Origin of the sequence: Aeromonas jandaei (assembly GCF_037890695.1) — a bacterium.
Lineage (GTDB): Bacteria > Pseudomonadota > Gammaproteobacteria > Enterobacterales > Aeromonadaceae > Aeromonas > Aeromonas jandaei.
Map to the genome: position 1 here is coordinate 1,471,349 of NZ_CP149571.1, position 21,085 is coordinate 1,492,433.

21 protein-coding genes and 1 pseudogene are annotated in these 21,085 nt (G+C 58.2%); 19 read left to right on the top strand and 3 right to left on the bottom strand.

The window, feature by feature from the left end; translation table 11 throughout:
- Nucleotides 1-74: 74 nt before the first annotated feature.
- The 5 genes from ffh to rplS all read left to right on the top strand — a co-directional run bounded on the left by ffh (nucleotide 75) and on the right by rplS (nucleotide 3,592).
- Nucleotides 75-1,451, top strand: coding sequence for a signal recognition particle protein (ffh, locus tag WE862_RS07145; protein ID WP_042030747.1), 1,377 nt, complete (start codon nucleotides 75-77; stop codon nucleotides 1,449-1,451).
- Nucleotides 1,452-1,633: 182 nt separating this feature from the next.
- Nucleotides 1,634-1,882: a 30S ribosomal protein S16 gene (gene rpsP, locus WE862_RS07150; RefSeq protein ID WP_339058721.1), complete on the top strand. Its 249-nt coding sequence runs from the start codon at nucleotides 1,634-1,636 to the stop codon at nucleotides 1,880-1,882.
- Between the two features lie 24 nt (nucleotides 1,883-1,906).
- A complete protein-coding gene (rimM, locus tag WE862_RS07155; protein WP_033114063.1) occupies nucleotides 1,907-2,428 on the top strand; it encodes a ribosome maturation factor RimM in 522 nt (173 codons plus the stop codon).
- Nucleotides 2,429-2,462: 34 nt separating this feature from the next.
- A complete protein-coding gene (gene trmD / locus WE862_RS07160) occupies nucleotides 2,463-3,212 on the top strand; it encodes a tRNA (guanosine(37)-N1)-methyltransferase TrmD (RefSeq protein WP_005308699.1) in 750 nt (249 codons plus the stop codon).
- A gap of 32 nt (nucleotides 3,213-3,244) precedes the next feature.
- On the top strand, nucleotides 3,245-3,592 hold the full coding sequence (gene rplS / locus WE862_RS07165; protein WP_005308701.1) for a 50S ribosomal protein L19: 348 nt from the start codon (nucleotides 3,245-3,247) through the stop codon (nucleotides 3,590-3,592).
- A gap of 108 nt (nucleotides 3,593-3,700) precedes the next feature.
- Here the strand turns inward: rplS and WE862_RS07170 are convergent, their stop codons facing one another.
- Nucleotides 3,701-4,024: an isoamylase early set domain-containing protein gene (locus WE862_RS07170; RefSeq protein ID WP_042030746.1), complete on the bottom strand. Its 324-nt coding sequence runs from the start codon at nucleotides 4,022-4,024 to the stop codon at nucleotides 3,701-3,703.
- An 80-nt stretch (nucleotides 4,025-4,104) separates the two neighbouring features.
- Entirely contained in the window at nucleotides 4,105-4,779 is a 675-nt protein-coding gene (gene mutH, locus WE862_RS07175; RefSeq protein ID WP_042030744.1) for a DNA mismatch repair endonuclease MutH, read from the bottom strand.
- A gap of 732 nt (nucleotides 4,780-5,511) precedes the next feature.
- On the opposite strand from mutH, the gene rppH reads away from it, so the two are divergent.
- The 8 genes from rppH (at nucleotide 5,512) to WE862_RS07215 (ending at nucleotide 13,116) form a co-directional block, all read left to right on the top strand.
- On the top strand, nucleotides 5,512-6,042 hold the full coding sequence (gene rppH, locus WE862_RS07180) for an RNA pyrophosphohydrolase (RefSeq protein ID WP_033114066.1): 531 nt from the start codon (nucleotides 5,512-5,514) through the stop codon (nucleotides 6,040-6,042).
- Nucleotides 6,043-6,056: 14 nt separating this feature from the next.
- Nucleotides 6,057-8,333 carry a phosphoenolpyruvate--protein phosphotransferase gene (ptsP, locus tag WE862_RS07185; RefSeq protein ID WP_042030742.1) on the top strand — a complete coding sequence of 759 codons (2,277 nt, stop codon included), beginning with the start codon at nucleotides 6,057-6,059 and terminating at the stop codon, nucleotides 8,331-8,333.
- A gap of 71 nt (nucleotides 8,334-8,404) precedes the next feature.
- Nucleotides 8,405-9,232 (top strand): prolipoprotein diacylglyceryl transferase, encoded by an 828-nt coding sequence (lgt, locus tag WE862_RS07190; protein WP_042030741.1) that lies wholly within the window; start codon nucleotides 8,405-8,407, stop codon nucleotides 9,230-9,232.
- Nucleotides 9,229-10,023: a thymidylate synthase gene (thyA, locus tag WE862_RS07195; protein WP_033114069.1), complete on the top strand. Its 795-nt coding sequence runs from the start codon at nucleotides 9,229-9,231 to the stop codon at nucleotides 10,021-10,023. Before lgt ends, thyA begins: the two co-directional genes overlap by 4 nt.
- 225 nt (nucleotides 10,024-10,248) lie before the next feature.
- Nucleotides 10,249-11,439 carry a Na+/H+ antiporter NhaA gene (gene nhaA / locus WE862_RS07200; RefSeq protein ID WP_033114070.1) on the top strand — a complete coding sequence of 397 codons (1,191 nt, stop codon included), beginning with the start codon at nucleotides 10,249-10,251 and terminating at the stop codon, nucleotides 11,437-11,439.
- Nucleotides 11,436-11,843 carry a hypothetical protein gene (locus tag WE862_RS07205; protein ID WP_042030740.1) on the top strand — a complete coding sequence of 136 codons (408 nt, stop codon included), beginning with the start codon at nucleotides 11,436-11,438 and terminating at the stop codon, nucleotides 11,841-11,843. Before nhaA ends, WE862_RS07205 begins: the two co-directional genes overlap by 4 nt.
- Nucleotides 11,830-12,762: a transcriptional activator NhaR gene (nhaR, locus tag WE862_RS07210; protein ID WP_042030739.1), complete on the top strand. Its 933-nt coding sequence runs from the start codon at nucleotides 11,830-11,832 to the stop codon at nucleotides 12,760-12,762. The genes WE862_RS07205 and nhaR overlap by 14 nt, the downstream gene beginning before the upstream one ends.
- Nucleotides 12,763-12,813: 51 nt before the next feature.
- Nucleotides 12,814-13,116: an ArsR/SmtB family transcription factor gene (locus tag WE862_RS07215; protein WP_042030738.1), complete on the top strand. Its 303-nt coding sequence runs from the start codon at nucleotides 12,814-12,816 to the stop codon at nucleotides 13,114-13,116.
- A gap of 48 nt (nucleotides 13,117-13,164) precedes the next feature.
- On the opposite strand, the gene rpsT is transcribed toward WE862_RS07215, so the two are convergent.
- Entirely contained in the window at nucleotides 13,165-13,428 is a 264-nt protein-coding gene (rpsT, locus tag WE862_RS07220) for a 30S ribosomal protein S20 (RefSeq protein WP_005308808.1), read from the bottom strand.
- A 191-nt stretch (nucleotides 13,429-13,619) separates the two neighbouring features.
- Between rpsT and murJ the strand changes: the two genes are divergently transcribed.
- The 6 genes and pseudogenes from murJ to ispH all read left to right on the top strand — a co-directional run bounded on the left by murJ (nucleotide 13,620) and on the right by ispH (nucleotide 21,043).
- A complete protein-coding gene (murJ, locus tag WE862_RS07225; protein WP_042030737.1) occupies nucleotides 13,620-15,185 on the top strand; it encodes a murein biosynthesis integral membrane protein MurJ in 1,566 nt (521 codons plus the stop codon).
- A gap of 141 nt (nucleotides 15,186-15,326) precedes the next feature.
- The gene (gene ribF / locus WE862_RS07230; RefSeq protein ID WP_042030736.1) at nucleotides 15,327-16,301 is read left to right on the top strand and encodes a bifunctional riboflavin kinase/FAD synthetase; all 975 of its coding nucleotides are present in this window, start codon (nucleotides 15,327-15,329) and stop codon (nucleotides 16,299-16,301) included.
- A pseudogene (ileS, locus tag WE862_RS07235) lies at nucleotides 16,301-19,162 on the top strand (isoleucine--tRNA ligase). The gene ribF and the pseudogene ileS overlap by 1 nt, the downstream one beginning before the upstream one ends.
- Nucleotides 19,162-19,659, top strand: a complete 498-nt coding sequence (gene lspA / locus WE862_RS07240) for a signal peptidase II (RefSeq protein ID WP_042030734.1) — start codon at nucleotides 19,162-19,164, stop codon at nucleotides 19,657-19,659. Before ileS ends, lspA begins: the two are co-directional and overlap by 1 nt.
- Nucleotides 19,656-20,108: an FKBP-type peptidyl-prolyl cis-trans isomerase gene (fkpB, locus tag WE862_RS07245; protein ID WP_042030732.1), complete on the top strand. Its 453-nt coding sequence runs from the start codon at nucleotides 19,656-19,658 to the stop codon at nucleotides 20,106-20,108. The genes lspA and fkpB overlap by 4 nt, the downstream gene beginning before the upstream one ends.
- Nucleotides 20,108-21,043: a 4-hydroxy-3-methylbut-2-enyl diphosphate reductase gene (gene ispH, locus WE862_RS07250; protein WP_042030731.1), complete on the top strand. Its 936-nt coding sequence runs from the start codon at nucleotides 20,108-20,110 to the stop codon at nucleotides 21,041-21,043. Before fkpB ends, ispH begins: the two co-directional genes overlap by 1 nt.
- Nucleotides 21,044-21,085 lie beyond the last annotated feature (42 nt).

Here is a 21,085-nt window from a genome sequence, read left to right on the forward strand (position 1 = left end):
GGTGAATAATCGTTCTCGCGGCTGCTCTGGGTTATAATGCCCCCCATTTACAACGCCAAGAACCGGAATGCGTCATGTTTGAGAATTTGACAGAACGACTCTCGCGCACCTTGCGCAATGTCAGCGGCCGCGGCCGCCTGACCGAAGAGAACATCAAGGAAACCCTGCGCGAAGTCCGCATGGCGCTGCTCGAGGCGGACGTCGCCCTGCCGGTCGTGCGTGATTTCGTGGCGCGCGTCAAAGAGCGTGCTGTCGGCCAGGAAGTGGCCAAATCCCTGAGCCCGGGTCAGGCGTTCATCAAGATTGTGCACGGCGAACTGGTCACCGTCATGGGTGAGGCCAACGAGCAGCTCAATCTGGCTGCCCAGCCGCCCGCCATCATCCTGATGGCCGGTCTGCAGGGTGCCGGTAAAACCACCACGGTCGGCAAACTGGCCAAGCTGCTCAAAGAGCGCAGCAAGAAGAAGGTGCTGGTCGTCAGTGCCGACGTTTACCGCCCTGCGGCGATCAAGCAGCTGGAAACCCTGGCGGGCGATATCGGCGTCGACTTCTTCCCGAGCGATGCCAGCCAGAAGCCGGTCGCCATCGCGACTGCCGCCATCGATCAGGCGCGCAAGAAATTCTATGACGTGGTGATCGTCGATACCGCCGGTCGTCTGCACGTCGATAGCGAGATGATGGCCGAGATCCAGGATCTGCACGCCACCATCAAGCCGGTCGAGACCCTGTTCGTGGTGGATGCCATGACCGGTCAGGATGCCGCCAACACCGCCAAGGCGTTCAACGAAGCGCTGCCGCTCACCGGCGTGATCCTCACCAAGGCGGACGGCGACGCCCGCGGCGGTGCCGCCCTGTCGGTACGTCATATCACCGGCAAGCCGGTCAAGTTCATCGGTATGGGTGAAAAGACCGACGCGCTGGAGCCGTTCCATCCGGATCGTCTCGCCTCCCGCATCCTCGGCATGGGCGATGTGCTCTCTCTTATCGAAGAGGTGGAGCGCAACGTCGATAAAGAGAAGGCTGCCAAGCTGGCTAGCAAGGTCAAGAGCGGCAAGGGCTTTGACCTTGAGGATTTCCGCGAGCAGCTGGCCCAGATGCGCAACATGGGCGGCATGATGGGCATGCTCGACAAGCTGCCCGGCATGTCCGGTTTGCCGGACAATATCAAGGATCAGATGGATGACAAGCTCACTGTGCGGATGGAGGCCATCATCAGCTCGATGACGCCGAAGGAGCGTGCCCATCCCGACCTGATCAAAGGCTCTCGCAAGCGCCGTATCGCCGCAGGCTCCGGCATGCAGGTGCAGGACGTGAACAAGCTGCTCAAGCAGTTCACCGAGATGCAGCGCATGATGAAGAAGATGTCCGGCAAGGGCGGCATGCGCAAAATGATGAGCCAGATGAAGAACATGCTGCCACCGGGATTTGGTGGCGGTCGCGGCCCGTTCTGATTATCCGGGTTGACGTATTGCATGAGGGTCTGCCGGTGGCAGACCCTTTTCATTGCTGCTCTGCGCAAAAAATGGCTGGCTTGGTTGCATTTATTACGAATCCAAGTAGAATTATGCGGCTTATTTTAAGCTAGGGTCCGCGTGTTTGCGGGCCTTGTTCATTAGATGTTAATGAGGACGATATGGTAACCATTCGTTTACAACGTGGTGGCGCGAAAAAGCGTCCGTTCTACCAGGTAGTAGTTGCTGACAGCCGTAACGCCCGCGACGGTCGTTTCATCGAGCGCGTTGGTTTCTTCAACCCGGTTGCTGCTGGTCAAGCTGAAAAGCTGAACCTGAACCTGGCTCGTATCGAGCATTGGGTTGCTACTGGTGCCGCTGTTTCTGAGCGCGTTGCCAAGCTGATCAAAGACGCTGCCAAAGCTGCTTAATCAGTCAAACGGTAAGGAGTTAAGGTGGAAAAACCTGTAGTTCTGGGCACCCTGGGTACCGTATACGGCATCAAGGGGTGGCTTAAAGTGAACTCCTTCACCGATGTTGCCGAAGCGATTTTCGATTACAACCCCTGGCTGATTAATCAGAACGGGGCGTGGCGTGAAATTCGGGTTTCATCCTGGAAACGTCACAACAAGGGTCTGATCTGCAAACTCGATGGTATCGATGTGCGCGAGGATGCCCTGGCATTGACCAATGTCGAGATTGGCGTAGCCGCCGATCTGTTGCCTGCGTTGCCCGAGGGCGAGTTCTACTGGCGTGACCTGATTGGTTGCTCGGTAGTGACCACCAAGGGATACGACCTGGGCAAGGTGACCGAATTGATGGAAACCGGCTCCAATGATGTGTTGGTGGTTGAGGCCAATGTAAAAGATGCCTTTGGTGCAAAGGAGCGGTTGATTCCGTTCCTGGAAGAGCAGGTGATCAAGAATATTGATCTGACTGCTCGAACAATCGAAGTTGATTGGGATCCTGGTTTCTAGTTTCCCGCGGTAACACGAGTGCCGGAGGTTTCTTATGTGGATTGGGGTGATTAGCCTCTTCCCTGAAATGTTCCGAGCCATTACCGAGCACGGGGTAACGGGTCGGGCCGTCAAGAGTGGCCTGCTGCAGATTGAGTGCTGGAACCCCCGGGACTTTACCCACGACAAACACCGTACGGTCGATGATCGTCCTTATGGTGGTGGGCCCGGCATGTTAATGATGGTTCAGCCGCTGCGTGACGCGATTCATGCAGCCAAGCAAGCGGCGGGAGACGGGGCGAAAGTCATCTATCTCTCCCCTCAGGGACGCAAGCTGACTCAAGCGGGCGTAACCGAGTTGGCGACGAATCAGAAACTGATTCTGGTAGCCGGTCGATACGAAGGTATCGATGAACGCGTGATACAAACCGAAGTCGACGAAGAGTGGTCTATCGGGGATTACGTGTTAAGTGGTGGCGAGTTGCCTGCCATGACCCTGATCGATGCGGTTTCGCGTCTGGTTCCAGGAGTCTTGGGTGATCAGGCCAGTGCCGAGCAGGACTCCTTTACGGATGGCTTGCTGGATCATCCCCACTATACTCGGCCGGAGGTGTTGGATGGGCTGGCAGTGCCCGAGGCGCTGACAAGCGGCAATCACGAAGTGATTCGACGCTGGCGTCTCAAGCAATCGCTCGGACGAACCTGGCAAAGAAGGCCGGAACTTATTAACAACCTAGCTCTGACTGACGAGCAAGAATCACTTCTTGCCGAGTATGTCCGCGAAGTGCGTGACAGCGTTAAGTAGAGTTTTCAGTTTATCCTAGGTAAGGAAAGACAATGAGCAAGATTATTCAGCAGCTTGAACAAGAGCAAATGCGTACCGACATCCCGGCTTTTGCCCAGGGCGACACCGTACGTGTTCAAGTTCGTGTTAAAGAAGGTGGTAAAGAGCGTCTGCAGGCTTTCGAAGGCATCGTAATTGCCAAGCGTAACCGCGGTCTGCACTCTGCTTTCACCGTTCGCAAGATCTCCAACGGCGAAGGTGTTGAGCGTGTATTCCAGACTCACTCTCCGCTGATCCACAGTGTAGAACTGAAGCGTCGTGGTGATGTTCGCCGCGCCAAACTGTACTACCTGCGCAACCTGTCCGGTAAAGCTGCTCGTATCAAAGAGAAGCTCAACTAATTCGATTCGAATTGGTGTCGGTATGTCGGCGAAAAGCTCGACAGGTAGTGAAAAGGCTCGCCAATGGCGAGCCTTTTTTGTATCCGTCTATTGGCTATCAGGTTGTTGTTATTGGATCACTCGCACCACCGAGTTATCGCGGCCGTAGGGGCTGGGTACGTAAGCGTCGGCTTGCCAGTCATTCTCGTACAGGGTCTCTCCCTCCGAAGTGATGAACTGGTAGCAATACTCGAAACTCTCCGGCCCGTCGGTCGGCAGGTTGAGGGTGGCCTTGAACTCACCGCTCTTCATGCGCTTCAATTCGACCGGTTGCCACTGGGTGAACTCGCCGATCAGCATCACCTGCTGCGCGCCTGCTGCGGCTTCTTTCTCGACGGCGAAGGTCACCTTCACCTCTGGTTTGGACTTGAGAAACTGCTTGGTAAGTGGCATGACGCCTCCTTGTCTGTGAGTTAAAAATGGCTCCTGCCTATTTTTATACCACCTTATGACAAAGATGTTGATAAAGCAGATCAAACTGGCAGGGCAAAATAGCGTTGCAGCAGGCTGTGGGTGAAATCGATCTTGAGATAAAAGCCGCGGGGCAGGGTCATAATCGGTTGACCATCGCGCCCGATGGCGCGAGTCAATGCCTTGTTGTTGGCGGCCTTGGGGCGCAACTGCATCACCTGGCCGTGGCGTGCGCTGATCTGCTCCACCTCTCCCAGCACTATCATGTCCATCAGCTCTTCCCAGTCCTGGCGCAGCAGCTGATCTTCCTCCTCGCTGGGGCTCCACATCAGCGGCATCCCCACCCGCCGCTCGCCAACCGGGATCTCGCGGCTGCCTTCCACCGGGATCCAGAGCACTCGTGACAGCTTGTTGCGCACGTTGGACTCCTCCCAGCGCTGACCGCTGACGCCGATCAGCGGCGCAACGCAGACAAAGGTGGTTTCCAGCGGTCGGCCTTGAGGATCGACCGGGATCGTCTTGAGCTCGATCCCGAGATCCGGAAAGTCCTGCTCCGGCTTGCTGCCGGCACTGGCCCCCAGCTGCAGCTCGATCAACTGGCCCACCCATCCCTTGTCCCGGCGCAGATCTTTGGGCACCGCCACACCTGCCTCGGCGGCCAGCTGAGCCAGTGTGAAGCCTGCCATGGCGTAGGCACGGCTCAGCAACTCCTGTTCGGATTGGGGATTGTTTGGCATGTTTGGCTCCATATTGCTCGACCTATTCTAACAGGGCAGGATCCCGGGAGGATCGCTGTTTTTATAACCGATCCTGAGTAGATAAGGGTAAATGGGGATAATTCGGCTATGTAGGTCTTATGATTATGATTTTAAAGATATTTGTCTTTTTTATCGAGCAAGGATATTCAGCCGATCCGGGTCCGAAATAGTTGTCCAAGGGTTTGAGGATGATGTTACACACAGTTATCCACAGAAATCTTGGATAAGTGGCATAAAGTGGGAGGAGTATCTGATATGTTACAAAAAATTGTGAGTCCGACCCCATTTTCATCGAGGAAACAGGGCAGATATTGTGCCACTCCTGTGGATAATTTGGCCTTGGTGGATCTTTGAGCAGTAGAACTTGTTCACAATCGTTGTCGCGGATCCTGCGTGAGCAAAACCATGGATCCAGATCCAGTTGTTTGTGTTTAACTGCATGTATAATAAATAAAAATTAGTTTTAACTCTGATCTGTGAGGTGATAGTCTGCTTTTCACTTACAGTTAAAAAGTACTGTATATACCAGCTTGCTCACAGGCTTATGCACAGTCTGGGTGGGCAACTTGGTAGAGCAGATCTTCCCGTTTGTTTATAAGTATGTGTGAAATTGAAAGTTATTCATGAACGCCGGGAGTCACTCCTTGTTTGCTGCCACGAAGTGAATGTGGAACAATCTCTTTATAGATTCAGCCTTTATAAGGTGATCACGTGATTGATGGCGACGGATTTCGTCCCAATGTCGGTATCGTGATCTGTAACCGTGAAGGACAGGTGTTGTGGGCTAAACGCTATGGGCAGCACTCCTGGCAGTTTCCGCAGGGGGGAGTTGATGATGGTGAAACGCCGGAACAGGCCATGTATCGCGAGCTGTATGAGGAGATAGGCCTCAAGCCCGAAGATGTGACCATCATGGCCACCAGTCGTAACTGGCTTAAATACCGTTTACCCAAACGTCTTGTCCGCTGGGACAGTTCACCGGTCTGTATTGGCCAAAAACAAAAATGGTTCCTGTTGCAGCTCAATTCGGGCCGAGAGTCGCGGATCCAGTTCGGTTGTCATGGTCATCCCGAATTTGACGACTGGCGCTGGGTCAGCTTCTGGTACCCGGTACGCCAGGTCGTCTCGTTCAAGCGGGAGGTTTACCGCCGGGTCATGAAGGAGTTTGCTCCGCTGGCGATGCCGGCGCCGGCAGTGCAGCAGGTCAACAAGAAGGATGGGCGGCGCAACCGCGCTCGCTAAGGAGCACAGATTAGTTGTTAACGGAACTGAGACGTATCGTCGAGAGCATGGCCGGGGCCAACACCCTGGAACAGGCCTTGCAGGCACTGGTGAGCCAGACCCGGCAAGCCATGGTGGTGGACTGCTGCTCTGTCTACGTTTCGGAACCCGAGATGCGCCGCTACCGGCTGGCGGCGACCGATGGTCTTGCTCCTTCGGCGGTCGGCAAGGTCACTCTGCCCTTCGAGCAGGGTATCGTCGGTCTGGTCGGTCAGCGGGAAGAGCTGATCAACCTGGCCGATGCCCCTGCACACCCCAGCTTTAAATTCCTGCCAGATGTCGCCGAAGAGGCGTTTCGCTCATTTCTGGGCGCCCCCATCATGCACCAGCGTCAGGTGGTCGGCATTCTGGTGGTGCAGCAAAAAGAGAGCCGCCGTTTCGATGAGGGGGAAGAGTCCTTCATGGTCACGCTGGCGGCCCAGCTGGCAGCGCATATCGCTCAGGCGCAGGCCAAGGGGTGGTTGCAGAAGACTGACTGGAGCAAGCCGCTGCGCGGCATTGCCGGTGCCAGCGGTATTGCTATGGCCAAGGCCTGGGTGTGGCGGCCGCGCAAGGCGCTCTCTTCCATCACTCCGCGCAAGGATGAGGATCATGCCGGCCAGCTGGAACGGCTGGAGTTGGCGGTAGAAGAGGTTCGCCACGATCTGGAGAGCCTGGCGCTGCGCTTTCGCGAGAGTTACAGCGAAGATTCTGTCGCCATCTTCGACATCTATCTCCATTTGCTCGCCGATCCCGGCTATATCAAGCCGATCCGCAACAAGGTGAGCAAGGAGCACTGGACCGCGGTCTCCGCCGTCAAGCTGGTCAGCGATCGCCTCATCGAGCAGTTCAAGGGGATGAAGGATCCCTACCTGCAGGAGCGATCCACCGATGTGAAGGATATCGCCCAGCGCCTCATCAGTCGCCTGGTGCAGAACGAGCCGGAACATATTTCCATCGGTGAGCCCGTGGTGCTGGTCGCCGATGAGGTGACTGCCACCATTCTGGCGGAAGTCCCCCGCGAATACCTGACCGGGGTGGTCTCGCTCAAGGGGGGCACCAACTCCCACGCCGCCATCTTGGCCCGCGCCATGGGGGTGGCTGCCATCATGGGGGTGGATCTGCCGCTCGGTGATATCGGTGGCCGCATGCTGGTTGTCGATGGCTATAGCGGTGATCTCTTCATCGAACCCAATCAGGTGATCCTGACCGAGTATCGCCAGTTGCTGAGCGAAGAGCGGGCACTCGACAGTCTGGTGCGCAGCGTCGACAACCAGCCTTCGGAGACGGCGGACGGTACCAAGGTCTCCCTGCTGCTTAACGCAGGGCTCAGCGCCGATACCGAGATCTCTCTCAATCATCTGGCGGACGGGGTGGGCCTCTATCGCACCGAGATCCCCTTCATGCTGCAGGACAGCTTCCCCTCCGAGTGGGAGCAGACTGCCCGCTATCGCGGCATTCTCGAGACCTATCGCAACCGCCCGGTCTGCATGCGGACGCTGGATGTGGGCGGAGACAAGCAACTGCCCTATTTCCCCATCGTCGAGGAAAATCCCTTCCTTGGCTGGCGGGGGATCCGGCTCACACTGGATCACCCCGAACTGTTTCTGGTGCAGCTCAAGGCGATGTTGCGGGCCAGCGAAGGGCTCGACAATCTGGCCATCATGCTGCCGATGATCAGCAGTGTCAGTGAAATCAAGGCGTCCCGCCGTCTGCTGGATCAGGCATGGCGCGAAGTATCGGAAGAGGCGGCCAGCCGCAATGCCGAGATCCGCTATCCCAGCCTCGGGGTAATGATCGAGGTGCCTTCCGCCCTCTACATCCTGCCGGAGATGGCGCCGCTCATCGACTTCTGGTCGGTGGGCAGCAACGATCTGACCCAGTACCTGCTGGCTGTGGATCGCAACAACTCCCGCGTCGCCAACATCTACGATGCGTTCCATCCGGCGGTGATCCGCGCGTTGCAACTGCTGGTCGATGCCTCCAACCGCTATCAGAAGCCGGTCTCGGTCTGTGGCGAGCTGGCTGGCGATCCGGTCGGCGTGCTGCTGTTGCTGGCCATGGGCTATCGCCGCTTCAGTATGAACACCCACAACATCGCCCGGATCAAGTATGTCCTGCGCCAATCGACCCTGAGCGAGCTGACCGAACTGCTGGCCGATGGTCTCAAGCACGACAATCCCCACGTGCTGCGCGGCCTGTTTGCCCGCTATCTGGAAGAGCACGGTTTGGGCGGTTTGTTGCGTGCAGGTCACAAACCGAAAATCGGTTGATTGATAAACATGCCTTGTCCCTGCTGGCGAATGATCGGAAAATGCGGCTTTTCTTATGACTGGGGCCGCTTATGCAGCACGATGGATATTGGGTTTTCTCGCAGATTGATCCCGTAGCATTCAGTTTGGGACCACTATCGGTACGCTGGTATGGTCTCATGTACCTGTTCGGTTTTGCGTTTGCCATGTGGCTGGCTGGCCGTCGCGCCGATGCGCCGAACAGCGGCTGGACACGCAACGAGGTCTCTGACCTGCTCTTCTACGGCTTCCTCGGGGTGATCCTCGGTGGCCGTGTCGGTTACGTACTTTTCTACAACTTCGATCTCTTCCTTGCGGATCCGACCTACCTGTTCAAGATCTGGACCGGCGGCATGTCGTTCCACGGCGGTCTGATCGGGGTGATCACTGCCATGATCTGGTTTGCCCACAAGACCAAGCGCCACTTCTTCACCGTGGCCGACTTTGTGGCTCCGCTCATTCCGTTTGGCCTCGGCGTCGGCCGCATTGGCAACTTCCTCAACGGCGAGCTGTGGGGCCGGATCACCGATGTGCCCTGGGCCATCATCTTCCCGGAGGCCGGCCCCGAGCCGCGTCATCCCTCCCAGCTCTACCAGTTCGCGCTGGAAGGGGTGGTGCTGTTCATCATCCTCAATCTGTTCTGGCGCAAGAACCCGCCGCGCGGTGCCATCTCCGGCATGTTCCTGCTGTTCTACGGCCTGTTCCGCTTCCTGGTGGAGTTTGTCCGCCAGCCAGACAGCCAGCTGGGCCTCTATTTCAACGAGATCAGCATGGGCCAGATCCTCTCCACCCCGATGATCTTCATCGGAGCCCTGATGATTTGGGCTGCCTACAAGCGCCCGCAGTTGTTCGGTAACGCCGTGAAGGAGGCAAAGCAATGAGAGCCTATCTCGACCTGATGCAGAAGATCCTGGACGAGGGGACCGTCAAGTCCGATCGCACCGGTACCGGCACCGTCTCTCTGTTTGGTCATCAGATGCGCTTCAATCTGGCAGAGGGTTTTCCGCTGGTGACCACCAAGAAGTGCCACCTGCGCTCCATCATTCATGAGCTGCTCTGGTTCCTCAATGGCGATACCAACACCGCCTATCTGAAAGAGAACGGCGTCAGCATCTGGGATGAGTGGGCCGACGAGAACGGCGATCTGGGACCGGTTTATGGCGCCCAGTGGCGCTCCTGGCCGACCGCCGACGGTGGCGTGGTGGATCAGATCCAGAAAGCGGTGGATGACATCAAGCACAACCCGGATTCGCGCCGCATCATCGTCTCCGCCTGGAACGTGGGCGAGCTGGACAAGATGGCGCTGGCTCCCTGCCATGCCTTCTTCCAGTTCTACGTGGCGGACGGCAAGCTCTCCTGCCAGCTCTACCAGCGCAGCTGTGACGTGTTCCTCGGCTTGCCGTTCAACATTGCCAGCTATGCTTTGCTGACCCATATGATGGCCCAGCAGTGTGGTCTGGAAGTGGGTGACTTTGTCTGGACCGGCGGCGATGTGCACCTCTACTCCAACCACATGGAGCAGACTGCACTGCAGCTCACCCGTGAGCCGCGTCCGCTGCCAACTCTGGTGATCAAGCGCAAGCCGGACTCCATCTTCGATTACAAGTTCGAGGATTTCGAGATAGAGGGTTATGACCCCCATCCCGGCATCAAGGCGCCCGTCGCCATCTGATTGCAAGGCGCCCCAGGGCGCCTTTTTTATGCTTAAAAACAGTTAGATATTCATTTTTGTGATTGAAAATCGAGAACTGGCCACACCGCTATGAAAGATGCCTTTGGCGGAGCTGTTTTGGTTTTATTTCGGTTTTTTCGTTGTATTGAGCAGTAAGAAACGATTTTCCAAGAGTTGTTATCGGTTATAGACTCAACGTAAAGTAATTCTGTGGATATTTTAACCATGAGCGACGTAATCAAAAAGTTCCTGAAGCTGGAGGCCGCCTCCGGAATTATTCTGATCATGGCGGCCATGCTGGCAATGATATTGGCCAATTCCGGCCTCTCTGGAAGCTACCAGGCCTTCCTCGATACGCCGGTGCAGGTACGCATTGCGGCACTGGATATCGACAAGCCGTTGCTGCTCTGGATCAACGATGGCTTCATGGCGATCTTCTTCCTGCTGGTCGGGCTCGAAGTGAAGCGCGAGATGCTGGAAGGTGCGCTCTCATCCCGGGTGCAGGCGACCTTCCCGGCCATTGCTGCGGTGGGCGGTATGCTGGCTCCGGCCCTGATCTACGCCTTCTTCAACTACTCGGACGAAGTGGCGCGCGCTGGCTGGGCGATTCCGGCCGCGACCGATATTGCCTTTGCCCTCGGGGTGATGGCGCTGCTCGGCAAGCGGGTGCCGGTGAGCCTCAAGGTGTTCCTGTTGGCGCTTGCCATCATGGATGATCTGGGTGTCATCATCATCATCGCGCTGTTCTACACCCAGCAGCTGTCGCTGGCGGCATTGACGGTCGGTATTCTGGCGACCCTGACGCTGTTCTGGATGAACCGCCGCGGCGAGGATCGGATCAGCCTCTACATGCTGGTCGGGCTGGTGCTCTGGGTGGCGGTGCTGAAATCCGGTGTCCATGCGACCCTGGCTGGCGTGGTGGTTGGTTTCATGATCCCGCTTAACGGCAAGCGCTATGCCTCGCCGCTCAAGCATCTGGAGCATGCCCTGCACCCCTGGAGTGCCTACCTGATCCTGCCGCTGTTTGCCTTTGCCAACGCGGGGGTATCGCTGGAGGGGATCGGTCTCTCATCCCTGCTGAGCCCGGTGCCTATGGGCATCATGTTGGGGCTGTTTATCGGCAAGCCGCTCGGGGTATTCACCATCAGCTGGCTGTCGGTCAAGCTGGGTGTGGCGCAGTTGCCACCGGGAGTCAACTTCAAGCAGATCTTTGCGGTCAGCATCCTTTGTGGCATTGGTTTCACCATGTCGATGTTTATCGCATCGCTGGCATTCGAGCATGGTGGGCTGGATTACGGCAGCTACTCTCGCCTCGGTATTCTGGTGGGCTCCACCCTGGCGGCGGTAGTCGGTTATCTGGCCTTGCGATTGGCTCTTCCCAAGTGTGACGGGGATCAGAGTGCGGAGGGACTATGAAAAAACAGGCATGGCTGGCAGTAATGTTGCTAAGCCCGCTGACATGGGCGGGCGGGTTTGAGGATTGCAGGCAGGATGCCGCTTCGGCAAGCTGCTCTGCCTATCTCAACGGTGTGGTGGATAGCGCCGTGCTGCTGGGGGACAAGCAGGCCAAGGCCCGCTTTGGCGAAACCTTCTCCGAGCGGGCGCTGAGCAGCCGGGCAGGGGAGATGGTCAAGCGTTCCAACAAGCGCTACTGCGGTGATCGCCAGCCCGACAAGGCGCGGCTCAAGGCCGACCTGATGGCGCAGTTCGGTGCGAACAAGGTTGACTCGGTCAGCGACATGTATGACATTCTGGCGGTTGAACTCAGCTGCTACCGGAGCCCGCGCCAGGCGGGAACCCCATCGGATGTCACACCTTAACTACAACCATCTCTACTATTTCTGGATGACGCAGAAGAAGGGCTCTGTCACTCAGGCGGCAGAAGCCCTTTTTTTGACTCCGCAGACGGTGACCGGCCAGATCAAGCTGCTGGAGCAGCGTTTGGGCGGCAAGTTGCTCAAGCGCAAGGGGCGCACCCTTGAGGCAACCGAGCTGGGTCAGCTGGTGTTTCGCTACGCCGACAAGATGTTCAGCCTCTCCTACGAGATGCTCGATATCGTCAACTACCGCAAGGAGAGCCAGATCCTGTTCGACGTCGGCATCGCCGATGCCCTCTCCAAGCGCCTTGCCAGTCGTGTGCTGCTCTCAGTCATCCCCAACGATGGCTCCATCCACCTGCGTTGCTTCGAATCGACCCACGAACTGCTGCTGGAGCAGCTGAGCGAGCACAAGCTCGACATGATCCTCTCCGACTGTCCGGTGGATTCCAGCCAGCATGCGGGCCTGCTCTCCAAGCGGCTTGGTGGCTGTGGTGTCAGCTTCTTCTGTAAGGCGCCGCTGCCATCGCTCCCTTTTCCGGCCTGCCTTGAGGAGCGCAAGCTGCTAATCCCGGGGCGCCGAACAGCCATGGGGCGCCAGCTTACCCAGTGGTTTGAACAGCAGGGGGTCTCCCCCAGCATCCTTGGCGAGTTTGACGATGCGGCGCTGATGAAGGCGTTTGGCTTCTTCAATCAGGGTATCTTTATGGCCCCCACCATCTATCGGGAGGAGATCCTTGAGGGGGAGGGGGTGATGTTGCTGGGCGAGACCCAGGATCTGATGGAGGAGTACTACGTCATCTTCGCCGAGCGGATGATCCAGCATCCGGCGGTAAAACGGGTGTGCGAGAGTGATTTCACCTTCCTCTTTGCCGGGGAGGAGAACTTCTCCGCCATCCAGCCAGCATCACTGTCGTTTTAAAACGACCCGTCACCACGTATCATCGGCGATGAGTGGCAGAGGAGAGGTGTGATGCAACTTGAAGAGATGGAAGCCAGTGCGGGTCAGGCGGTCGCCCTGCTCAAGGCGTTGGCCAATGAGCGGCGGCTCTTTATCCTGTGCCATTTGCTGGAGCGGGAGCTGTCGGTGGGGGAACTCAACGAGCGGTTGGGATTGAGCCAGTCTGCGTTGTCACAGCATCTGGCATTGCTGCGGCGCGATGAGCTGGTCAACACGCGAAAAGAGGCCCAGACGGTCTACTATTCGCTGCGCAGCCACGAGGTGCGCGAGATGATCTCCTTGCTGCATCGGCTTTACTGCAGCGCAGATAAATAAAAAACCGGCACTAGGCCGGTTTTTTCAGCTTTTATCAGCAGAAGCTGATTAAGCCATAGCTTTGATCTGGGCAGACAGGCGGCTCTTGTGACGAGCAGCTTTGTTCTTGTGGATCAGGCCTTTGGTCGCCATACGATCCATGATCGGCTGAGCAACAGCGAAAGCGGCAGTCGCGGCAGCTTTGTCGCCAGAGGCGATAGCAGCGATGACTTTCTTCAGGTAGGTACGGGTCATGGAACGACGGCTGGCGTTGTGCTGACGGCGTTTCTCTGACTGAAGAGCGCGCTTCTTAGCAGATTTGATGTTAGCCAAGGTAAAACTCCTAAAACTGTCTTAGCGAGTGTATTGAAAAGGCCCGGAAATATGCCTTCCCAACCACATATTGTCAAATGATTTGTGCAAATAAACACCGCCCCCCGGTGGTGTGTCAGATGGGAGACGGTTAAACTGTCGGCCGATTCTAGCAGCATTCTTTTCATTCTGACAGTTCCAGAGGCCTCGTCTTGAGTAAGAAATTGATCAAATCCGGAATTATTGTGTCCGGAATGACGTTGGCATCCCGTGTGATGGGCTTGGTGCGCGATGTGGTCATCGCCAATCTGCTCGGTGCCGGGGTTGCCGCAGACGTCTTCTTCTTTGCCAATCGCATTCCCAACTTCCTGCGTCGTCTGTTCGCAGAAGGTGCCTTCAATCAGGCCTTTGTCCCCGTGATGACCGAGTACCGGAAAAAGGGCGATGAGAGTGAAGTGCGTGAACTGCTGGCTGCGGTGGCGGGGACTCTCGGCGGGATAGTGACTGTGGTGACCCTGCTCGGGGTGCTGGGCTCCGGCGTGCTGACCGCCCTGTTTGGCTGGGGCTGGTTCTGGGACTGGCTCCATGGCGGGCCGGCTGCCGAGAAGTTCGAGATGGCGAGCCTGATGCTCAAAATCACCTTCCCCTACCTCTGGTTCATTACCTTTACCGCCATGGCGGGGGCCATTCTCAATACTTTCGGTCGCTTCGGGGTCTCCTCTTTCACGCCGATCTTCCTCAACATCACCATGATCGCTGCCGCCTGGTGGATCTCGCCCTGGCTGGACGATCCCGAACTGGCGCTGGCCATCGGTGTCTTCCTCGGTGGTCTGGTACAGTTCCTGTTCCAGTTCCCGTTCCTGCGCCAGATCAACATGCTGGTGTGGCCCAAGTGGGGTTGGCACCATCCGGGGGTCGTGAAGATCCGCACCCTGATGATCCCGGCGCTGTTCGGGGTATCGGTCAGCCAGATCAACCTGTTGGTCAACACCATGCTTGCCTCGTTTCTGGCGACCGGTGCCATCAGCTACCTCTACTACTCGGATCGCTTGCTGGAGTTCCCGCTCGGCATGTTCGGTGTCGCCATCAGTACCGTTATCCTACCGGCATTGGCCAAGAAGCATGTGGATGCCGATCCGGCCGACTTCTCCCGCACCATGGACTGGGGGGTTCGGATGGTGATGCTGCTCGGTTTGCCCGCCATGGTGGGGATTGCCGTGCTGCGTGAGCCGATCCTGCGGGTACTGTTCATGCGCGGCGAGTTCGGCTTGCATGAGGTGACCATGTCGAGCGCCAGCTTGCTGGCATCCACCTCCGGTTTGCTGTCGCTGATGCTGATCAAGGTGCTGGCGCCCGGTTACTACGCCCGTCAGGACACCAAAACGCCGGTACGGATCGGGATGATCTCTATGGCCGCCAACATGGTCTGCAACCTCCTCTTCATCTATCCGCTCGGTTACGTGGGGCTGGCGCTCTCGACCGCCTGTTCGGGCACGCTGAACGCAGCCCTGCTGTTCAAGGGGCTCCATCAGCAGAGCGTCTACCGGCCTTCCCGCCATACCGGGATCTTTTGCCTCAAGTTGCTGACGGCGAGCCTGCTGATGGGGGGAGTACTCCTCTACCTGTCGCCAGACCTGACCCAATGGGGGGAATGGAGCATGGGCAAGGCGAGCCTGCAGCTGACCATGTTGCTGGTGCTGGGGGGGGCCATCTATGCCGGAGTCCTGCTGGCACTGGGGATCCGGCCAAGAGATCTGAAATCGGGTCGTGAAGATTGATCCATGTCCGAGGCTTGAAGGCGTCAAGTGAGTTGGTATTTCGGCCCCGAGAGCTGAAATCGGGGCCGCAACAGGGCTGACCCTGATGGCCGCCTGATATATAATCCGGCGATTTCGACAGCAGCAACGCACAAGGCAGCGATGGAGCTTATTCGCGGTATTCACAATCTCAAGCCCCGTCACTGGGGATGTGTATTGACCATTGGCAACTTTGATGGGGTTCATCAGGGTCACCATGCGGTACTGGCACGTCTCAGGGAGAAAGCGGCCCAGCTGGGATTGCCCGCCTGCGTCATGCTGTTCGAGCCGCAGCCGCTGGAGCTGTTTGCCGGTAGCGAGGCGCCGGCACGCCTGAGCCGCTTGCGCGAGAAGTATGAAGCGCTCAAGGAGTTGCAGATCGACCGCATGCTCTGCGTACGCTTCAGCCACCGCTTTGCCAGTCAGGCTGCTGCCACCTTCATCGAGCAACTGCTGGTCGAGAAGCTTGGCGTGCGCTATCTGGTGGTCGGCGACGATTTTCGCTTCGGCAAGGGGCGGGAAGGGGACTTCCACCTGCTGGAGGCGGCGGGCCAGCGCTTCGGTTTCGAGGTGATCAGCACCCAGAGCTTCCAGCTATCCCGTCAGCGGGTCAGTAGCACGCTGGTGCGTGAGGCGCTCAAGGCGGGCCGCATGGCGGAGGTTGAGCTGATGCTCGGCCGTCCTTATGCCATCAGCGGCCGGGTGGCCCACGGCGACAAGCTGGGGCGCACCATAGGTTTTCCCACCGCCAATCTGGCCCTCAAGCGTCAGGTAATCCCGGTCGGTGGCGTGTTTGCGGTGGAAGTGATATGTTCCGGCAAGACCTTCCCCGGTGTAGCCAATGTGGGTGTACGGCCGACCTTGAGCGGTACACAAGCCAGATTGGAAGTACATCTGTTTGATTTTTCTGGTGACCTTTACGGTCAACAGGTCAAGGTGCTGCTTCGCCACAAGCTGCGCGAAGAGCAGAAATTTGACTCTTTCTCTGCCTTGAAGGAGCAGATCGAACGAGATGCCCTGGCGGCCCGAGCCTGGTTCGGGCTGCCGCAATTTCATTTACCCAGCACTCTTTTAGAAAAGAAGGGAACCCAGGACTGATGAGCGACTATAAACACACCCTGAATCTTCCGGAAACCGAGTTTCCGATGCGTGGCGATCTGGCCAAGCGCGAACCCAACATGCTGAAACGTTGGTACGATCAGGATCTCTACGGCGCTATTCGCCGCGCCAAAGCGGGCAAGCCTTCTTTCATTCTGCACGATGGCCCCCCCTATGCGAACGGCAACATTCACATCGGTCACTCGGTCAACAAGATCCTCAAAGACATCATCATCAAGTCCAAGGGCCTCTCTGGCTTCGATTCCCCCTATGTGCCGGGTTGGGATTGCCACGGTCTGCCTATCGAACTGAAAGTAGAAGGCATGGTCGGCAAGCCGGGCGAGAAGGTTTCCGCTGCCGAATTCCGCGCCGAGTGCCGCAAATACGCCAAGACCCAGATCGAAGCGCAGAAGACCGACTTCATCCGTCTGGGCGTGCTGGGTGACTGGGAACATCCCTACCTGACCATGGATTTTGGCACCGAAGCCAACATCATCCGCTCCATGGCCAAGATTGTTGAAAACGGCCACCTGCACAAAGGCTCCAAGCCGGTGCACTGGTGTACCGATTGCGGCTCCGCGCTGGCTGAAGCCGAGGTTGAGTACTACGACAAGAACTCCCCCTCCATCGACGTGCGCTTCAAGGCCGTCGACGAGGCCGCTGTTGCCGCCAAGTTTGACTGCGCCGAAGGCCACACCGGCAAAGGCACCCTCTCTGCCGTGATCTGGACCACTACCCCGTGAACCCTGCCGGCCAACCGCGCCATCGCCATGCACGCCGATCTGGACTACGCACTGGTTCAGGTTGAAGGGGAGAACCCCGAGCGTCTGATCCTGGCCGCCGAGCTGGTCAAGGATGTGATGGATCGCGCCGGTATCGAGCACTACCACAACTTGGGCTACGCCAAAGGTGCGGCTCTGGAGCTGCTGCGCTTTAACCACCCCTTCTACAGCTTTGATGTGCCGGTGGTACTGGGCGATCACGTCACTCTGGATGCCGGTACCGGTGCCGTTCACACCGCCCCTGGCCACGGTCAGGAAGACTTCGTAGTCGGTCAGAAGTACGGTCTGGAAGTGGCCAACCCGGTTGGCAGCAACGGCGTCTATCTGCCGGATACCGAACTGTTTGCCGGCCAGCACGTATTCAAGGCCAACGCAGCTGTTGTCGAGGTGTTGACCGAGCGTGGCGCCCTGCTGCACCACAAGGTGTTCAACCACTCCTATCCGCACTGCTGGCGTCACAAGACCCCGATCATCTTCCGTGCCACCCCGCAGTGGTTCATCAGCATGGAGCAGAAGGGTCTGCGCAAGCGCGCACTGGAAGAGATCGAGCGTATCGAGAAAGAGGGCATTGCCCAGCACGGTCAGAGCGGCTGGGTGCCGGCCTGGGGTAAAAACCGCATCCAGGCGATGGTCGAGAACCGTCCTGACTGGTGTATCTCCCGTCAGCGTACCTGGGGCGTGCCCATCTCCCTGTTCGTTCACAAGGAGACTCAGGCACTGCATCCGGAATCTGTACGCCTGATGGAAGAGGTGGCCAAGCGGGTCGAGCAGTCCGGTATCCAGGCCTGGTGGGATCTGGACAAGGCCGAGCTGCTGGGCGCCGATGCCGACAACTACGAGAAAGTGCCTGACACCCTCGACGTCTGGTTTGACTCCGGTTCTACCCACGCCTCCGTGGTCGATGCCCGTCCCGAGTTCAACGGCAAGCCGGCCGACATGTATCTGGAAGGTTCTGACCAGCACCGTGGCTGGTTCATGTCCTCCCTGATGATCGGCGTGGCGATGAAAGACAAGGCTCCCTACAACCAGGTGCTGACTCACGGCTTCACCGTGGATGGTCAGGGTCGCAAGATGTCCAAGTCCATCGGCAACGTGGTAAGCCCGCAAGACGTAATGAACAAGCTGGGTGCCGACATTCTGCGTCTGTGGGTAGCGAGCACTGACTACACCGGCGAGATGACCGTCTCCGACGAGATCCTCAAGCGCTCTGCCGATGCTTATCGTCGTATTCGCAACACTGCCCGCTTCCTGCTGGCCAACCTGAACGGCTTCAATCCGGCGACCGACATGGTAGCGCCTGCCGACATGGTGGTGGTGGATCGCTGGGCTGTGGGCCGTGCCAAAGCGGTACAGGCCGAGATCGTGGCTGCGTTCGACGAGTACAACTTCCACGGCGTGACCCAGAAGCTGATGCAGTTCTGCTCCATCGAGATGGGCTCCTTCTATCTGGATGTCATCAAGGACCGTCAGTACACCGCCAAGGCCGACAGCTTGGCCCGTCGCTCCTGCCAGACTGCCCTCTATCACATCGCCGAGGCCATGGTGCGCTGGATGGCGCCGATCATGAGCTTCACCGCCGATGAGATCTGGGCTCTGCTGCCGGGCGAACGCGGTGAGTTCGTCTTCACCGAGGAGTGGTACGATGGCCTGTTCGGGCTGGAAGCGGGCGAAGTGCTGAACGACGAGTTCTGGGCCGAGATCCTCACCGTGCGCGGTGAAGTGAACAAGGCGCTGGAAGTGGCTCGTGGCGAGAAGCGCATCGGCGGTTCCCTGCAGGCCGAGCTGACCCTGTTCGCTAAACCGGAGCTGGCTGTGCGTCTGAACGCACTGGCTGATGAGCTGCGCTTCGTGTTGCTCACCTCCAAGGCCAAGGTAGTCAGCGTCGATGCCGCACCGGCAGATGCCGTGGCGACCGAGCGCGATGACCTGTGGCTGAGTGTGGCCCAGTCTGCCGCCGCCAAGTGCGACCGCTGCTGGCACCACGTAGAAGACGTGGGCACCATCGCCGGTCACGAAGAGATCTGTGGCCGCTGCGTCACCAACGTCGAGGGTGACGGCGAAACGCGTCAATTTGCCTGATGAACATGACTCAACATAAAAGCGGCCTGCGTTGGCTGTGGCTGGCGGTGCTGGCCTTTGTTCTGGACCAGGCGAGCAAGCTCGCCGTGGTCAAGTTGCTGCCATTTGGTTACCCGGGGGTGGAGATCACCCCCTTCTTCAACCTGGTTCACGTCTACAACAAGGGTGCTGCTTTCAGCTTCCTGGCTGATCAGGGTGGCTGGCAGCGCTGGTTCTTTGCCCTGCTCGCTTTTGCCATCTGTGGCCTGCTGATCCACTGGTTACGCAAGCAGTCGGTGACCCAGTACTGGAGCGGCATCGCCTACTCCTTCATCATTGGCGGCGCCCTCGGTAACGTCTTTGATCGACTGGTGCTGGGCCATGTGGTCGACTTCCTCGATTTTTACTGGGGTTCCGCTCACTGGCCTGCGTTCAACCTGGCCGACAGCTTCATCTTCATCGGTGCCGCCATGATCGTGCTGGATGGCTTTCGTGGCGAGAAAAAGGAGCAGGCATGAGCCAGCAGATCACCGCTGACAGCAGCGTGCTGTTTCACTTCACCATCAAGCTGGAAGATGACTCGGTGGCCGACAGCACGGCGCTGCACGGTAAACCGGCCCGTCTGCGGATGGGCGATGGCAGTCTGACGCCAAGCTTCGAGCAGTGCCTGTTGGGGCTGCGCGAAGGGGAGAGCAAGAGCTTTACGCTGGCGCCGGAGGAGGCCTTTGGCCTCTCCAACCCCGACAACATCTACCATCTGGATCGCGCCAAGTTTGGCGCCGATGTGGAGCCCAAGGTTGGCACCATCATCCTGTTCGACCAGCCCAACGGCAGCGAGCTGCCGGGGATCATCCGAGCGGTGGAAGGGATGTCGGTCACGGTCGATTTCAACCACCCCCTGGCCGGTCACACCGTCACCTTCGAGGTGGAGATCCTGGGGGTTGATGACGAGGAGAAGGTTCACTGATGGATATTCTGCTGGCTAACCCCCGTGGCTTCTGCGCTGGTGTCGACCGTGCCATCAGCATCGTCGAGAGTGCGCTGGAGAAGTTCGGTGCTCCCATCTATGTTCGTCACGAAGTGGTACATAACCGCTATGTGGTGAACAAGCTGAAAGATGCGGGTGCCGTCTTCGTCGAAGAGCTGGACGAGGTACCGGATGACAGCATTGTTATCTTCTCCGCCCACGGCGTCTCCAAGGCGGTGCGCGAGATGGCCAAGTCCCGCGCCCTCAAGGTATTCGATGCAACCTGTCCGCTGGTGACCAAGGTGCATATGGAAGTCCATCGTGCCAGTCGCAAGGGCTCCGAAGCCGTGCTTATCGGTCATGCCGGCCACCCCGAGGTGATCGGCACCATGGGTCAGTACGAGAACCGTGAGGGTGGCATGTATCTGGTGGAGACGCCGGAAGATGTGGCCAAACTCAAGGTGAAGAACCCGGATGACCTCTGTTTCGTCACCCAGACCACCCTGAGCGTGGATGAGACCTCGGATGTCATCGATGCGCTGCGCAAGCACTTCCCCAACATTCAGGGGCCGCGCAAGGATGACATCTGCTACGCCACCCAGAACCGTCAGGATGCGGTGCGGGAAATGGCGGGGCTGGTGGAAGCCATGCTGGTGGTGGGGTCGCGCAACTCCTCCAACTCGAACCGCTTACGGGAGTTGGCCGAGAAGGTGGGTGCCAAGGCCTACCTCATCGACGATGCCTCCATGATTGATGCCGAGTGGCTGGCAGGGGTCAAGGCGATTGGCGTGACCGCAGGTGCCTCCGCCCCCGAGGTGCTGGTGCAATCCGTCATCGCTCGCCTGCGTGAGTTGGGTGGCAAGGTGGTTGCCGAGCACCCCGGTCGCGAAGAGAACGTGGTGTTTGAAGTGCCGCCGGAACTTAGAATTATTTGAGTGACGCCAGCAAGGCTTAAGAATAAAGTGCAATGATATTGA